This is a genomic window from Roseibium sp. RP-7 (assembly GCF_053005225.1).
The window spans coordinates 1,617,937-1,633,638 of record NZ_JBRKQA010000002.1 but is presented as its reverse complement, the minus strand read 5'-3'; the positions used below and the strand labels follow the sequence as shown (position 1 = coordinate 1,633,638).

15 protein-coding genes are annotated in these 15,702 nt (G+C 59.4%); 9 read left to right on the top strand and 6 right to left on the bottom strand.

The genetic code is table 11. The annotated features are described in order from the left end of the window. Positions 1-357 precede the first annotated feature (357 nt). The 3 genes from ACVDG9_RS22110 to ACVDG9_RS22100 all read left to right on the top strand — a co-directional run bounded on the left by ACVDG9_RS22110 (position 358) and on the right by ACVDG9_RS22100 (position 1,923). Positions 358-1,167, top strand: coding sequence for an N-formylglutamate amidohydrolase (locus ACVDG9_RS22110; protein ID WP_447238976.1), 810 nt, complete (start codon positions 358-360; stop codon positions 1,165-1,167). A gap of 37 nt (positions 1,168-1,204) precedes the next feature. Then, positions 1,205-1,501, top strand: coding sequence for a DUF1244 domain-containing protein (locus ACVDG9_RS22105; RefSeq protein ID WP_023003523.1), 297 nt, complete (start codon positions 1,205-1,207; stop codon positions 1,499-1,501). Positions 1,502-1,653: 152 nt separating this feature from the next. Beyond that, positions 1,654-1,923, top strand: a complete 270-nt coding sequence (locus tag ACVDG9_RS22100) for a DUF2312 domain-containing protein (RefSeq protein WP_031270542.1) — start codon at positions 1,654-1,656, stop codon at positions 1,921-1,923. A gap of 90 nt (positions 1,924-2,013) precedes the next feature. On the opposite strand, the gene mepK is transcribed toward ACVDG9_RS22100, so the two are convergent. Both mepK and ACVDG9_RS22090 read right to left on the bottom strand, forming a co-directional pair. After that, entirely contained in the window at positions 2,014-3,759 is a 1,746-nt protein-coding gene (gene mepK, locus ACVDG9_RS22095; RefSeq protein WP_416384124.1) for a peptidoglycan L,D-endopeptidase MepK, read from the bottom strand. Between the two features lie 313 nt (positions 3,760-4,072). After that, a complete protein-coding gene (locus ACVDG9_RS22090; protein WP_447238975.1) occupies positions 4,073-5,647 on the bottom strand; it encodes a sigma-54-dependent transcriptional regulator in 1,575 nt (524 codons plus the stop codon). A 190-nt stretch (positions 5,648-5,837) separates the two neighbouring features. Here ACVDG9_RS22090 and ACVDG9_RS22085 point away from each other — a divergent pair, with 190 nt between their 5' ends. Next, entirely contained in the window at positions 5,838-7,664 is a 1,827-nt protein-coding gene (locus ACVDG9_RS22085) for a M3 family oligoendopeptidase (protein ID WP_228871284.1), read from the top strand. 11 nt (positions 7,665-7,675) lie between these two features. Then, positions 7,676-8,578, top strand: a complete 903-nt coding sequence (locus ACVDG9_RS22080) for a heme-dependent oxidative N-demethylase family protein (protein WP_447239049.1) — start codon at positions 7,676-7,678, stop codon at positions 8,576-8,578. Here ACVDG9_RS22080 and ACVDG9_RS22075 read toward each other — a convergent pair. Continuing rightward, complete coding sequence (locus ACVDG9_RS22075; protein WP_447238974.1) at positions 8,565-9,422, bottom strand: helix-turn-helix transcriptional regulator; 858 nt, start codon at positions 9,420-9,422, stop codon at positions 8,565-8,567. The genes ACVDG9_RS22080 and ACVDG9_RS22075 overlap by 14 nt on opposite strands. A gap of 97 nt (positions 9,423-9,519) precedes the next feature. On the opposite strand from ACVDG9_RS22075, the gene ACVDG9_RS22070 reads away from it, so the two are divergent. The 4 genes from ACVDG9_RS22070 (at position 9,520) to ACVDG9_RS22055 (ending at position 13,172) form a co-directional block, all read left to right on the top strand. Then, positions 9,520-10,407: an SDR family oxidoreductase gene (locus tag ACVDG9_RS22070; protein ID WP_447238973.1), complete on the top strand. Its 888-nt coding sequence runs from the start codon at positions 9,520-9,522 to the stop codon at positions 10,405-10,407. Between the two features lie 167 nt (positions 10,408-10,574). Continuing rightward, positions 10,575-11,954 (top strand): ABC1 kinase family protein, encoded by a 1,380-nt coding sequence (locus ACVDG9_RS22065; RefSeq protein ID WP_447238972.1) that lies wholly within the window; start codon positions 10,575-10,577, stop codon positions 11,952-11,954. Between the two features lie 155 nt (positions 11,955-12,109). Further along, the gene (locus tag ACVDG9_RS22060) at positions 12,110-12,391 is read left to right on the top strand and encodes an aa3-type cytochrome c oxidase subunit IV (RefSeq protein ID WP_447238971.1); all 282 of its coding nucleotides are present in this window, start codon (positions 12,110-12,112) and stop codon (positions 12,389-12,391) included. A 109-nt stretch (positions 12,392-12,500) separates the two neighbouring features. After that, on the top strand, positions 12,501-13,172 hold the full coding sequence (locus ACVDG9_RS22055) for an RluA family pseudouridine synthase (RefSeq protein ID WP_447238970.1): 672 nt from the start codon (positions 12,501-12,503) through the stop codon (positions 13,170-13,172). Between the two features lie 61 nt (positions 13,173-13,233). Here the strand turns inward: ACVDG9_RS22055 and ACVDG9_RS22050 are convergent, their stop codons facing one another. From ACVDG9_RS22050 to rpsU, 3 genes are all read right to left on the bottom strand, one after another. Next, positions 13,234-14,094: a sulfotransferase domain-containing protein gene (locus tag ACVDG9_RS22050; RefSeq protein WP_447238969.1), complete on the bottom strand. Its 861-nt coding sequence runs from the start codon at positions 14,092-14,094 to the stop codon at positions 13,234-13,236. Between the two features lie 173 nt (positions 14,095-14,267). Continuing rightward, positions 14,268-15,119: a tetratricopeptide repeat protein gene (locus tag ACVDG9_RS22045; protein WP_208984760.1), complete on the bottom strand. Its 852-nt coding sequence runs from the start codon at positions 15,117-15,119 to the stop codon at positions 14,268-14,270. Between the two features lie 168 nt (positions 15,120-15,287). Then, on the bottom strand, positions 15,288-15,515 hold the full coding sequence (gene rpsU / locus ACVDG9_RS22040) for a 30S ribosomal protein S21 (protein WP_008188883.1): 228 nt from the start codon (positions 15,513-15,515) through the stop codon (positions 15,288-15,290). Between the last annotated feature and the right edge of the window lie 187 nt (positions 15,516-15,702).

Below are 15,702 nucleotides of genomic sequence, written 5' to 3'. Positions count from 1 at the left end.
GGGGCCTTGTCAACGTCGTTAACGGGATACGGAGCCTTTCGCCCAGACTTGTTTCCCGAACCGTCCGGATTTTTTGTCCAAATGAACAGTCCCACCCCCTATGCCGTCAGAAATGGGGCGGGAACATGGCCGCTCCGCCTCAGATCGGTGTTAGCTGTCAATAAAGCGTATACCGCGTTGTACACACCTTGGCAAAAACACAGGTGCCTTGATTGCAAGGAAGGGTGTGGAAGGTGTGGATGGCCTGCGGCGTTGCCGCCGGAAAGCGGTGTTTTCGGGCTTGGTTCCTTCGCCGGTTTGCCGTAAACCTGACCGCCTGCGCGATAGCGAGCCATAAAAGTTTCCACGAAGCGAGACATGATAGAACCAGCAGCCGAAACCGGCCGGGCCTTTCAGCCGACCGAATACGTAAAGGGCGATTTTACTTCCGGATTGCTGCTCTTGTGCGATCACGCCCGCAACACGGTCCCTGAGCCTTATGGCGATCTCGGCGTTCCGGCCGAACAGTTCGAACGCCATATCGGTTATGACATCGGTGCGCGCGCGGTCACGCTCGAACTTGCAAAGCGACTCAATGCGCCAGCTTGCCTGACCACCTATTCTCGGTTGCTGATCGATCCGAACCGGGGCGATGACGACCCTACGCTGATCATGCGCCTGTCGGACGGTGCCGTCGTGCCGGGCAATGCAAAGGTCGACACGAACGAGCGGGCGATACGCATCGACCGGTTCCACAAACCCTATCACGACCTCATCGACCAGACGCTGGATGCCATGATGGACGTGAGCGAGCCGCCGGTGATCGTCTCCATCCACAGTTTCACGCCGGTCTGGCGCGGCGTGCCGCGGCCCTGGCATGTCACCGTTCTGTGGGACAGCGACCCAAGAGCCGTTCAGCCCATGCTTGAAGGCTTGAGAGCGCAGGAAGACATCGTCGTCGGTGACAATGAACCCTACGACGGTGCTCTCAAAAACGACACAATGTACCGGCACGCAACCCGCCGGGGAGTGGCACATGCGCTTCTGGAACTGCGGCAGGATCTGATTGCCGACGCGGCTGGAGCGGTTGAATGGGCGGACCGACTCGAGCCGGTTCTGAGAAAAATTGCCGGCATGTCCGACTGTCGGCGGATCCAGCATTTCAAGTCGCGCAGCGACGCTGCTTAAGGCCGGGCCACCGGTCCGGGACAGGGAGACCTTCGGGATGGACGATCAGACGAAACTCGAACTGGAAGCTGCGGTTTTCAGACGCCTTGTGGAACATCTGCGTGGACGGACGGACGTTCAGAACATCGACATGATGAATCTGGCCGGTTTCTGCCGTAACTGCCTGTCCAACTGGTATCAGGACGCGGCACAGGACAAGGGCGTTTCCCTGGAAAAATCCGAGGCCCGCGAAATCGTCTACGGCATGCCTTACGACGATTGGAAGGCCAAATACCAGACCGAGGCGACTGCGGATCAGCAGGCCGCCTTTGAAAAGAACAAACCCCAACACTGAGCCGGAAGTTGCGTCGGCTTGCTTGGCTGCTTGACGGCCAATGCGGAGTCTGGCAACGCACGGCCAGGTTATTGACGGCGGCTCATATCAGCCGCGGCCATTGAGACCGCGCACTGCGCGACAAGGAAGTACGAGAAGGAGAAACAGAAAACATGTCCGATCCCGGTGGAGTGGCAGGCGACCAGCTGCGCGCGTTTGTAGAGCGTATCGAGCGTCTTGAAGAAGAAAAGAAAGTCATCTCCGATGACATCAAGGACGTCTATGCCGAAGCCAAGGGCAACGGCTTTGACGTCAAGATCCTGCGGAAGGTCGTTTCCCTGCGCAAGAAGCAGCCGCATGAGCGTGAAGAGGAAGAGGCGGTTCTCGACCTCTACCTGCATGCACTTGGCATGGCTGGTGGTGCTGGCGGCGGCGAAGGCTGACAAGCTGCGGTAACCGCGGTTCACGACAAGAAAAAAGAGCGGCTGAAAAGCCGCTCTTTTTTTATGCTCAATCTTTCACTGGTGGACGCTTCAGCGCGCGAAGCGTACCGGAAGGATGACCACTGCCGGGCCGTCGAACCGGTCTGTGCGCAGGTCGCCGTAAGGATTGTTTTCAAAGCTGGCGGAGACAAAGCGGTTGCCCGGCATCATCACGTTCTTCAGCTGGCGCTGGTTCGGGTGGCTGAGCCACGCGAAGGTCTGATGACGCGTGGTGCCTGCGCCGGACAGAAGCGTCGGAGCGGATTTGTCCGGCAGGCTTGCAAACCCGGCAAGCGGATCGACAATCTGATCACGCGGGATCCGGCCTGAAACGGACTGCTGGCGTGCAGGGGCTGTCTTGGCGGTGGCACCGGCTGCCGGCCGATTGGCCTGTGCCCGTGCCGGTTCGCTTACCGACGGACGCAGCGAGCGGCTCAGGCTCGTCGGTGCTGCAGAGGCCGAGGCATAGGCAAGCGTCGTTTCCGAACGCGGTGCAGGCACCGGAGAAGGTACGGAAGTACCCGTTGCTGCGGCAATGGCTGCGACCGGATCATCGGTCGGAGCGGAGCCCGGAACGGGGACATCGCCGGTCAGGCCGAGATTAGCCGCTGCAACCTTGGCAGCATCGCTAAGACCCTTGCTGGGTTTCTGCTGCGGCGTGCGCGAGGCTACCTGGAACCGCGAGTCGATTGCTTTCTCGGGAACCGGGTTTGCACCTTGTGTCGGCGCGCTCGGTTGCCCGGTCTCGATTGCAAACCGCTGTGCATCAAGCGTGTTCGGTGCAGGCGGAGGCGTCTTGCTTGCCGCCACGGCGGGAATATCCGCAGGCGGTTTCACGATCGGCGCGTTGCTGGCCACGACAATCGGTGCTGCTGCCGGTGCTTCCGGTTCGCTTTCCAGGACCTTCCGGCTGGGAACAGGCGGATTTTCGATCACCACAGCCGGGGCTTCGGCAACCGGTGCCGGCGGTGTGTTGCCGACGGCACCCGGACGCTTGGATGTGTTGTCACGGTTGTTGCCGCCGCCAAAGAGGCTGGCAAACAGGTTGCCGCCACCGGAGGACGCATTGTCATCCTGCGCGGTTACCGGAATCGGTTTGCCGGGGCGGGTCAGATTCTGGTCGCGCGTGCTCAGGCCATTGGAAGAGCTTGAGCGCGTGTTGGACGCCACGATCGTCGGTTTTGAACTTCTCGACCGGCCGGACTTGCTTTCGGCGAGCGCAACCTTGTAGCCGCTCATAGGTTTGCCGTCAGACGGAAAGTGAAGTGTCTTGCCGTCCGGGAACACGCGAGCCAGTTCGGAACGGCTCATGCGCGGCCAGTGACGGACACTGCCGGTGTCCATGTGCACGAAGGGGGACCCGGATCTCGGATAATAGCCGACGCCGCCCACTTCCTTGCGCAGGCCGGTGGCACGCAGGGTGGCAAGTTTCACGCCGGGAATGAAAAAGTCCATCGCCTTGCCGAGCGTGTGCTGGCTGTTCTTGGCAACGCCAGAAGACCGCTTGCGCAGCATGTTGTTGGTTGCGGGAGACCGGTAACTGGAGACGACGTGGATCGGCTGGCTTGCGCCCACCTTCTGGTATACTTCCCAGACCAGATCCAGCAGTTCCGGATCGATCTTGGTCATTTCGTTACGGCGCCAGTCGCGCAGGAAGCGGTTGGCTTCGCGCAGACCATCGGGCAGATAGCGGCCGTTTTTCTTGAAAGTAATCGACACACGCTCTTTGGTATGCGTGTTGTACAGCTTCAGGGTACGCGTCTCGGCCTGGGCAAAGGTCACCAGGCACGCAGACACGACAGCAAACGCGCCGGCCGCTTTCGCGGCACGCTTCAGCCAACCGACGGCGTCGAAATCAACTAACCGTGTACGCAATCTCTATCTCGCCGTTTTCAGAGGGCTTTCACCCATCCCGTGCTCCCCAGCAGGATGCATAGCCTAGCTGCTGCAGGTTAAGAAGTTTTTACCCTATTTTCGCTTCGCTGATAATCGTTGCAGAACTGCAACGGCGCAAGCGCGTAGTGCAAAAACGCTCCGGTAGCGGTGGTTACCCGGAGAATGCGTCAAAATATCGTCGAAATCGACAGTTTGCGCTATGATTTGCCTCAATTCAGGCTGCCGCGTCCTTGCCGCTCTCGTCCAATCCGTATTCCTTGAGCTTGCGATAGAGCGTGGATCGGCCGATTCCCAACCGTTTGGCAACTTCTGTCATGCGTCCGGAATAATGATTGATCGCTGCGCGAATCAGTTCCTCCTCGATATCGGTCAACTTGCGGACATGGCCCTCCTGATCGAGGTTGCGCATGAAACCGAATGGCGCCGCTTGTTCAAAACCTGCCTGAGGCGCGGGAGCTGACGGGGCGTGGTGCGGTGGAACCAAGGGTTCGCTCGGGCGGACCGGCGCTGCGGCAAGATCGCCTCCGGACAATCGGTCCGGGTAGGCCATCTGTGCCTGCGGCTGGAGCGTTGCACCCGGAGAGGCCGTCTGTTCCGTTGCCGCGGCAACCTGCGGGAAATCGTTGATCGTCAGTTGCGGGCCGTCGCACAAGACGACAGCGCGGAATACCGCGTTCTCCAGCTGCCTGATATTGCCCGGCCAGTGATACTCCTGGAGCATCGCGAGCGTGTCCGCGGTGACGCCGGCCACCTGAGGCTTGCCTTCCTCTGCCGCGAAACGGGCCAGGAAATGGCGGGTGAGCGCGGGAATGTCCTCTCGCCGGTCGCGCAACGGCGGGATCCAGATCGGGAAAACGTTGAGCCGGTAATAAAGGTCTTCCCGGAAGACACCTTCCTTCACCTGGTCGATCAGGCGGCGGTTGGTTGCCGAGATGAGACGGAAATCCACTTTCACGGGGCGGCGAGCGCCGATCGGGTCGATCTCGCTTTCCTGCAGGGCGCGCAGCAGCTTGACCTGAACTTCCTGAGGCAGCTCGCCAACCTCGTCCAGGAACAGCGTTCCGCCATGAGCTTCCTGAAACTTGCCGACATGCTTGTCGACCGCGCCGGTGAACGCGCCTTTCTCGTGGCCGAAGAGAATCGATTCGACCAGATTGTCGGGGATCGCACCGCAGTTGACCGTGACCAGAGGTTTGGACTTGCGGTCGCTGGATCCCTGAATGGCGCTGGCGATCATTTCCTTGCCGACGCCGCTTTCCCCTTCGATCAGGATCGGAATGTTCGACGCGGCGGCCCTCTTGCCCAGATTGATCACCCGTTCCATGGCCGGCGAGTGGGTGATGATGTCGGCGAAGGTCAGTGTGCCGGAGGCCTGTTTGCGGATCCGGGTGATTTCGCCTTCCAGAGCGGATGTCTTCAAAAGATTGCGGATCGAGACATTGAGCCGTTCCGGCGCCACCGGTTTGACCACGAAATCCTGAGCGCCCGCATTCATGACGTTGACCACGGTATCGATGCCGCCGTGGGCGGTCTGAACGATGACCGGCGTTGCGTTCTTGTCGGAGCGTAGACGTTCCAGAACGCCCAGACCGTCGAGCTCGGGCATCACCATGTCGAGGATGATCAGGTCGATCTCGCTGGCTTCCGGGCTCGACATGATGCGCACCGCTTCGGCACCATTCTCGGCCGTTTTCGACCGGTAGCCGAATTTTTTCACGGCTTCCTGAAGCAACCTGCGCTGGATGGGATCGTCGTCAACAATAAGAATTTTGCCGCTGAGTGCTTGCATTGGCGGTTTCGCTCGTCCCGAATTGTCTCGTTTCGAACCATTCTGGTCGCAATTGGGTAAACAAATCGTCCAAGTGCAGGCAAAAAAGTTTTCACAGTCAGATTGCAGGCGGGCCTTTTCCCGGCCTACTAATTCTAACAACAGAAGATTGCCGGACCCGTTCGTCCGCAGACGCACCGGAGAAAAAAACTTGCCCATCCCACATCCCGTCCATGCCCCTCAGGCCGCCGCTTCAGGAGATCTCGGAGCGCTTCCCGAATGGGACCTCACGGATCTCTATCCCGCAGTCGATGCGCCGGAGGTTGCTGCCGACCTGAAGGAGATCCTGGAGCGGTCGAAAACCTTCGAGACATCCTACAAGGGCAGGCTGGCCGATATGGCCCAGAGCAATGTTCCCGCGCTGGTCACGGCAATTCGCGCCTATGAGGAACTTGAAGACCTGATGGGCAGGCTGATTTCCTTCGCCGGCCTGGTCTATTCGGAAAACACGATCAAACCCGCATCGCAGAAATTCTACGGCGATGTGCAGGAGCAGATCACGACGGCAAGTTCGCATCTTCTGTTCTTCACGCTGGAGATGAACAAGATCGATGACGGCGTGATGGAAACTGCGCTTCAGGACAGCCAGTTTGCACATTACCTGCCGTGGATCGAGGATCTGCGCAAAGGCAAGCCCTATCAGCTGGAAGACAGGGTGGAGCAACTGTTCCACGAAAAGTCCGTCACGGGCGCGGGTGCCTGGAACAGGCTCTTCGACGAGACGATGGCCTCGCTGACCTTCGATGTCGACGGTCAGGAACTGTCGATTGAACCGACGCTCAACATGCTGGTGGATCCTTCGCCCGATACCCGCCGCAAGGCGTCGGAAGCTCTGACGCAGACCTTCAAGGAAAACCTGCGCACCTTCACGCTGATCACCAACACGCTGGCCAAGGACAAGGAAATTTCCGACCGCTGGCGGAATTTCACGGACATTGCCGACAGCCGCCATCTTTCCAACCGGGTCGAGCGGGAAGTTGTCGATGCGCTGGTGGCAGCCGTGCGCGATGCCTATCCGCGCCTGTCGCATCGCTACTACAAGCTGAAGGCAAAGTGGCTGGGCATGGACCAGCTCAACACTTGGGACCGTAACGCACCTCTGCCGAATGCCGACACGCGAGTGATCCCCTGGGATGAAGCGAAGGACACGGTGCTGTCCGCCTACAGCGCCTTTTCACCGGACATGGCGGAAATCGCAGGCCGGTTTTTCGACCGGCGCTGGATTGATGCGCCGGCCCGCTCCGGCAAGGCGCCCGGTGCCTTTGCCCATCCGACAGTGCCAAGCGCGCACCCCTATGTGCTGGTCAACTACCAGGGCAAGATCCGCGACGTGATGACCCTCGCCCATGAACTGGGCCACGGCGTTCACCAGGTGCTGGCGGCACCCAACGGACCGCTGATGGCGCCGACACCGCTGACCCTGGCGGAAACGGCCAGTGTCTTCGGCGAGATGCTGACGTTCAAATCCCTTCTTGCCAAGGCGGACAACCCGCAGACCCGCAAGGTGATGCTGGCCTCCAAGGCGGAGGACATGATCAACACCGTGGTGCGCCAGATCGCCTTCTATACCTTTGAGCGCAAGGTGCACACGGAACGGCGCAATGGCGAGCTGACGTCGGACAAGATCGGTGAATTGTGGCTGTCCGTGCAGGGCGAAAGCCTCGGTCCGGCGATCAAGTTGAGCGAAGGCTATGAAACCTTCTGGACCTATATTCCGCACTTCATCCATTCGCCGTTCTATGTCTATGCGTATGCCTTTGGCGATTGCCTGGTGAACTCGCTTTATGCGGTTTACGAGGAAGCGGAGACCGGATTCCAGGAGAAGTATTTCGATCTTCTGAAGGCTGGTGGTACCAAACACCATTCCGAACTTCTGGCTCCGTTCGGACTGAGCGCGGTCGATCCGGATTTCTGGAAAAAGGGCCTGTCGGTGATCGAGCGGATCATCGACGAACTCGAAGCTCTGGAAGAGGCTTGACGCGGTTTCCGATGACACGGCCAGCGTTGCCACCCTTCCACCACACGCCCTATGACGGCACCAGCCAGCCTTTCACCGTCGGTCTGAAGCCGATCGGTGAGGAGGCCTGGCTGGAACCCGATCCCTTTCTGGTGAAACATCTGGGTGAGAAGAAACGGCTGTTTTCCGATCATCTGGAAACGGTTTTCCGTGCAGAGCCGGACACAGATGCCGCGCAGCAGGAGGTCCTGGACCTCCTCACGGAGAACCTCTCGCGGTTTCATGCAGATACCCACCGGGTCGGGGATGCCGAAGTCGAGATTGTCGCCAACGGCGCGCGTATCCCGCTTGCCGGGGCTCCCGCACTCGTAACGGCTGCAAGTCTTGTGCAGGAAGATCTTGTCTTGATGCGGCCCGGGCAGGACGGCTACAGGCTCGCGGCCGCCGCGCTCTGTTTTCCCTCGTCCTGGTCTCTGGCGGAGAAGTTCGGCCAGTCCATGACGGGCATTCACGACAATGTCCCCGGCTTCAACGGAAGCCGCATGGGAATGATGGTGGCCCGGATATTCGACAATCTGAAAGCCGGACAGTTTCTGGAGCGATTCAACTGGTCGATCTATCCCGACGGCGACCTTCACCATCCCTTGCCGAAACAGATCCGCGTCAAGATTGACGACGGAGCACTGGCCCAGCTTTTCCTCCGGGTCGAGCGGCAAACCTTGCGGCGTCTGCCCGGGTCCGGCGATATTCTGTTCACCATCAAGATCCATCACGATCCGTTGGCGGCACTGGAAGCGCAGGAAGGGCGTGCAGGGCTGGCGGAAGGGCTCCGCAAGCAGCTTCTTGCGCTTGATCCGGATCAGCTGGCCTACAAGGGCCTTGTGGCAACACGGGACGATCTGGCCCGGGCGCTGGAAAAAATCAGTCTCGGCTAGCGGAAGATCGTGCTGTGTGCTGAGCGTCAATCAGTGCCCTGACCTTTTCCCGATCTTCAGCGCTCGCTGGGTGGTAGACCATCATCGCAAGGTCTGCACGGCCGTCGACGGCAAAGGTCGAACATTCAAGGCTCATCCAGCCGGCCACAGGGTGTTTCAACCGCTTGGTAAGGTCGTCTGAGGCGAGGACGTCATGGTCCTTCCACAGGCGTTCGAAATCCGGGCTCAGCTGGCACAATTCCTCTACCAGGGTTGTGGTTTCATATGCGGCGCCGGCGCGTACCACATCGGCCCGAAAAGCACCGACGACGAAACGGGCGACGCTTTCCCAATCCGCCTGAATATTGCGGACCCTCGGGTCGCTGAAGATCAGCCGCAAAATGTTGCGTTCGCCGGGGGGCAAGCTGGCGTAGTCGGTCAGGACGGCCGAAGAAGCGCGGTTCCAGGCAACGACATCCCAGGTGTGGGTCCTGATCATGGCAGGGGTCTGTTCCAGGGCATCCAGAACGTTCTGAAGCCGGGGCGACACGCCTTGCTGCGGTTGGTAGCGAACGTCAGGGGCACGGCCGAGCCCGATAAGATAAAGGTGCTCGCGTTCGACATCCGTCAGCATCAGGGCCTTTGAAACCCGGTCAAGGACGTCGGCTGAAGGCGCACCGCCACGTCCCTGTTCAAGCCATGTGTACCAGGTGACGCTTACATTCGCGCGTTGTGCGACTTCTTCGCGCCTCAGGCCCGGCGTTCGCCGGCGGGTGAGGGGAATGCCGAATGCGGCGGGATCCAGTTTTGCCCTGCGGTCCTTCAGAAACCGGCCCAGTCTATTGTCTTCCTGGATATCCGTCATCTTATCCTGTCAGTCATTATACCTGTATAAAGTCACTACTTTAACTGGATAAATATTGCCGCAAGACTGCTCGCCGTTCAACCAACGGAGTGTTTTCATGCGAGTATTCGTTACCGGCGCAACAGGGTTTGTTGGCTCCGCCGTCGTTTCGGAGTTGTTGCAGGCAGGCCATCAGGTGCTTGGCCTCAGCCGATCGGAAAGAGGGGCTGCGCTCCTCCGGTCTCAAGGAGCACAAGTGCAGATCGGGTCACTGGAGGATCACGACAGCCTTCGTGATGGAGCAAGGGCAAGTGATGCTGTCGTGCACACGGCGTTCAATCATGATTTTTCGCGCTTTGCAGCCAGCTGCGAGGAAGACCGTGCCGCCATTCTGACCCTCGGCGAGGGGCTATCCGGAACAGACCGGCCACTGCTGGTTACCTCGGGTGTTGCCGTTGTCCGGTCCGGACCGGTGGCAACTGAAGCCGATCCGGCGGTTCCAACCTCACCGGCCTATCCCAGAGCTACCGAGGCCGCGACGGCCGAATTGGTGCAGGCCGGGATCAACGCCAGGGTGGTCCGTCTGCCTTTCTCGGTTCATGGACCGGGTGATCATGGTTTTGTCCCGATGCTGATCCGCATCGCCCGAGAGAAGAGGTTTGCCGCCTATGTTGGCGATGGTGAAAACCGCTGGCCGGCAGTGCACCGTCTGGATGCGGCAAGGGCTTATCGTCTGGCACTTGAAACACCGGAGACAGATGGTCCTTTTCACGCAATCGGTGAAGAAGGCATTCCTTTTCGCGCAATCGCCGAGGCAATCGGCCAGGGACTGGACCTTCCCGTGCGCTCGCTCATCCCGGACGACGCAGGATCCTATTTCGGCTTCCTGAGTATCTTTGCCGGAATGGATGGTCCTGCGTCCTGCGACAGGACCCGGGCTGCGCTCGGCTGGCAGCCGGCAGAATGCGGTCTGCTGGCGGACATCGGCAGGAGCGGCTATTTCTGAAAATAGCCGGGCGATGCCGGGCTGTTGGACGCCTGCGTCGGAATAGCGGCTGGTGGAGCTGGATATTGTTGCGGTAGTTCATATGTAGTGCCAGGAGACCGTATCCAACGGTTCGATGCATCGGGCGTTCCAGGAGCGCCAGTTGTTACAAGGGAGCCCGCCACCGCATGGCCGACAGCAAAGACCGTGAAAGCAACCGCCTCAGCGCCCGCATGGGGCGCTACGCCAAAGTCGGCACCAACATGGGTGGCATTGCCGCAAAGGTGGCCGGGGCACGGTTGTTCGGCATGGAACTCGACAATGCCAAGAACGCGGCCGAACTGGCCGCGGCCCTTGGCGGGCTGAAAGGCCCCTTGATGAAGGTGGCGCAGCTCTTGTCGACGATCCCGGATGCATTGCCGCCGGAATATACGACCGAACTTGCCAAGCTGCAGGCCAGTGCACCCCCCATGGGCTGGGCCTTCGTCAAACGCCGGATGCGGGCCGAACTCGGTGCGGACTGGCAAGGCCGGTTTGCCGAATTCGGCAAGGAGCCGGCTGCAGCGGCTTCCCTTGGACAGGTGCACCGGGCCACCGGCCATGATGGGCGGGTTCTGGCCTGCAAGCTGCAATATCCGGACATGGCTTCTGCAGTCGAGGCGGATCTCAAGCAACTGCAGATGCTGTTTTCATTGCATCGGCGCATGAGCCCGGCCATCGATACGCGCGAGATCGCCAAGGAAATCAGCGCCCGGGTCCGTGAGGAGCTGGACTATGCCAGGGAGGCGGCACATATCGCCGTCTATCAGGGCATCCTGGGAGATTTCGACCGTATCCGCGTACCCGAAGTGATCCCGGAGCTGTCGACCAAACGCCTGCTCACAATGGGGTGGCTCACCGGAAAACCTCTGCTCGACTACAAGGAACACAGCCAGGACGAGCGCAATCTGCTCGCCAGAACCATGTTCCATGCCTGGTGGCATCCGTTCAGTCATTTCGGCGTCATTCACGGTGACCCGCATCTGGGCAACTACACCGTGTTCGAGCAGGAAGGCGCTCCGGCGGGCATCAATCTGCTGGACTACGGCTGTATCCGCATCTTCCCCGAGGCCTTTGTCGAGGGCGTTGTCGAACTCTATCGTGGCCTTCTGGAAGAAAATGACGATCGGGTGGTCGCGGCCTATGAGCGCTGGGGCTTCAAGGACCTGAAAAAGGAAGTCATCGAGGTCCTCAATATCTGGGCAAGGTTCATCTACGGTCCTCTGCTCAGTGACCGCGTCCGATCGATCGCGGACGGCGTGTCGGCTGCCGAATACGGACGCAAGGAAGCCTTCCGCGTTCATTCCGCCCTGAAGCAACTGGGGCCGCTGACGGTGCCGCAGGAGTTCGTCTTCATGGACCGGGCGGCAATCGGGTTGGGCGGAGTGTTCCTGCACCTGCGGGCGGAACTCAATTTCTTTGAGCTGTTCAACGAGCAGATCGACGGTTTTGAAGCGGCAACCGTGCGCAAGCGCCAGAACGATGTAATGGCTTCAGCCGGGCTTGCCGGAGCCTCACATGCTGCCTGATTGTGCGAAGGATTTCAGTGCGGAAAGGGATGCCAAAGCCAAAGCTGTCAAAAAGTCGCGACCTGTGTGACGAAATGTGCACTTCCCGTCATTGCCGAACCGGCAGGCTTTATTGTATGTAGGCTGCCGACTATCGAATTTTCCTGGGGGACTTCATGTCTGACGAAACTGCGCCCGCAATGGACTATGACGCTCACGAGCAGACTTACGAGGGGTTCATCAACTTCTCCAAGATCGGCACGATCGCAGTCCTGACCATTGTCGTCTGCCTGATTATGTTCGCCTTTGGCGGCACCTCTGCTACCGTTTTTGGCTGGCTGCTGCTGATCGCAACCCTCATTGCCACCGCTGTCGGCATGGCTCTGGGTGCATCCGGCTGGATCCCGCCTGCAGCTGTCTTCGTTCTGAGCGGCATCCTGGCGATCCTGACCGTCTGAGCTTGGCCTCCGGCCTTCATGGTCCGGCCAGCATAGACGAACACATCTGTTTTTGGAAAGGCGCGGTCAGATCCGCGCCTTTTCCTTTTGTTCCTGGACCCCAAGTGCGATGAGCCAAGCCGCGCCAGCATCCTTTGTCTATGACCCGCCGCTGGAGCCGTTTCTGACGGTGCTGCACGCAGATGACGATCTTCTGGTCATCGACAAGCCGAGCGGGCTCTTGAGCGTCCCAGGCAAGGCTGCCGAACATGGTGACTGCGTCGAAAGCCGCGCGCAGGAGCGCTTCTCTGATGCGCGGATCGTTCACCGGCTCGACATGGATACGTCCGGTGTCATGGTTCTTGCAAGGAACCCTGCAGCACATCGGCATCTGGGGCTTCAGTTCGAACGGCGCAAGACGCTCAAGACCTACATTGCCGATATCTGGGGGAGCCCGTCAGAAGACGAGGGAGAAATTGATCTGCCGCTCGTTTGCGACTGGCCGAACAGGCCCAAGCAGATGGTCAGCTTCGAGTTTGGCAAACCTGCGCTCACCAGGTGGAAGGTACTTGAGCGGAAAGAACTGACGACGCGGGTCCGGCTGTTTCCCCATACGGGACGGTCGCATCAACTGCGTGTCCACATGCTTTCGCTCGGGCATCCAATCACCGGCGACAGGTTCTATTCGGAAGGTGAGGCGCTGACAGCCTCCAGCAGGCTTGCGCTCCACGCCGAAACGCTTGAACTGCACCATCCGGCGCATGGGGAGCGGATCTGTTTCCGGTCCGAAGTACCGTTCTGACGCTCATTGGTGTTGGTGATTGGATTGCCGGTCAGCTCAAGACGGCTGTTCCAGGTCGCGGTCAGGCGTTCGCCAGATATCTTTCCATCTGCAAGTCGGGATAGAGCTCCCGCATGCGGTGACCGCAGATCTTGTCGATGATTTCGCATTCCTGACGGGACAGGTTTTGAGGCGGCGTATAGGAAACTTCTGGCTCGAAGTTCGTTGCTGACGTCGGTTTCCAGGTGTTGATCTTCGTGTCGGCCACTTCGGGCCTGATGCCCGTCAGATTGGTGAAGGCCTCTATCCGGTCGATATTCTCCTGAAGGTTTTCCGTCAGGTCCTCATATTCGACGACGTGCAGCATTGCCGGCAGATTTTCGAATTGATTGCGCTTCAGCGTGACGATCACTTCCGTGTTGGCGATCCACTCGGTGCAGCCTTCGACAAGCTTCGACAGGTCAGTGATCCAGCCCTTCGACTTCTGCGACCGCAGAACATCGTAGACATTCCGATAGATGTAGATGCATTTGAGGTCGCTGATCAGGTCCGACGTCTTGACGACGCTTTGAAAGGAAACATTGGGAACCTTTACCGCCCAGATATCCTTGTCGATTGCCTGTGTCGCATCGTCGTAGCTCTGTCTGTAGACCTGCACGGCTCCAACCAGCGCATGGGTTGGAAATTCTGCCGGCAGATCGAGGCCAACCATCCAGTAGTCATAGTTCTCTTCGAAGATGTTGTTCCACTCGAAGGCTTGCCGTTCCTGGTTGTTCTGGACGTTTACAATCTCCTTGTGCGCAAACTCGCACAAGTTGATGATGCGGCGCCCACAGGTTTCCCCGTAGCAAATTCCGTTTTCCGAACTCGTGATCAGCCGTTGCAGGAGCGTTGTTCCTGAACGCGTGGTCGGCGAAGTTACGAGAATGGGACTGGCTGTCATGGTGCGAAGCTGGCTTTTCTTCGTCTGGAACGGCGGTCTCGTGGCGAATCGCTTTGAAAACGCTAACACGAATGAACGCTGACGTCGAAAAGGGTGCTCTTGCGCAACCTGCGCTCGCAGCGATGTGCGAGCGCGATACTAGATGAAAAGGCTTGCTGTGTGTCGTGGCCGGATCAGCCGTTGCCGACGCGGCCAAGACCTTCGCGGGCGATCTTGTTGGAGTTGTCCAGCGTGATCGCACGGGTGTAGCTCCGGCGCGCATCCTTCGGATTGTTGAGCATTTCCTGGGCGAGGCCCCGGTTCGCCCAGGCAATAGCGGAATCCCGGTCGAGGTTGACAGCCATCGACAGGTCCGAGAAGGCGGCGTTCGGGTCGTTTACAGCGATGTAGGAGATGCCGCGAGCGATATAGGGAGCGCTTGCCTTCGGGTTCAGGCCGATGGCGGTCGCGAAGTCCTCGATCGCGCGCTGATGCTGGTTCTGCGCCTGGTAGATCAGGCCGCGATTGTAGAACGCACGGGCATCGCTGCTGTCACGGGTGATGACGGAATTGAAGTCCGCAAGGGCAGCGTTGTAGTTGCCCTGTTGGCGATAGATGTTGCCACGCCCGACATAGGCCACGTCATAGTCCGGCTTGATGTTGATCGCGCGGGTGTAGTCGGAGACCGCCTGATCGTTCTGGCCCATTCGGCGATAGACAAGACCGCGGTTGGCATAGGTCTGGTAGGACTGCGGGTTGAGCTGCAGAGCCCGATTGAAGTCCTCGACCGCCTTGTCCAGCTTGCCGGCCTGGCCGTAGGCGATGCCGCGGGTGCTGTAGGCGCTTGCATCGTTCGGATTGGCATCGATCACCGCCGTCAGAGAGGCGATGTTGGTCGAAGATCCGGCCGAAGCATTGGTCGGCACATCGTCGTAGACGCCCGTGGTGCAGGCCGACAGCACGGCAGCAAGGCCAAGCAACGTTGCATGGGGCAGAAACTTGCGCATGCGGCACATACGATCTCTAAGGGTCAAGCGATTAGACATGCCGTTCATCTGCCTCCAATAGGGCGGGAGTATGGCTGCTTCACGCTCTTTGAACCGAGCCGGAAGCATTCCCCGCAAAACGCCAAAAGCCGACCGGAACTTCGGTCGGCCTTAGGGCAGTTTTGAGAAGATTGGCGGCCAAATCCGCCAGAAACGCTCAAGCCGAACTTAGCGGCGAGCGGACTTGCCCGGGAGCAGGCCTTCACGCTGTGCCCGCTTGCGAGCCAGCTTGCGTGCACGGCGAATTGCTTCAGCCTTTTCACGCGCCTTCTTTTCAGACGGTTTTTCAAAGTGACCGCGAAGTTTCATTTCACGGAAGATGCCTTCGCGCTGCATCTTTTTCTTGAGCGCCTTCAGCGCTTGATCGACATTGTTGTCGCGAACCAGAACCTGCACGCGTTTTTTCCCGTTTTCGATGCGCTGCAGAGGATCCGCAGCAAGAATAACCATGATGGAAGCGAGGCTTCGCCAACGAACCTTACGGTGGCTTCAAAAACACATGCGAATGCCCATCGGTTTACCGATCAACCAAGCATCCACTTGTGTACAGAGACCTTATCGCCGCTGACGCGTCGCTCACTTT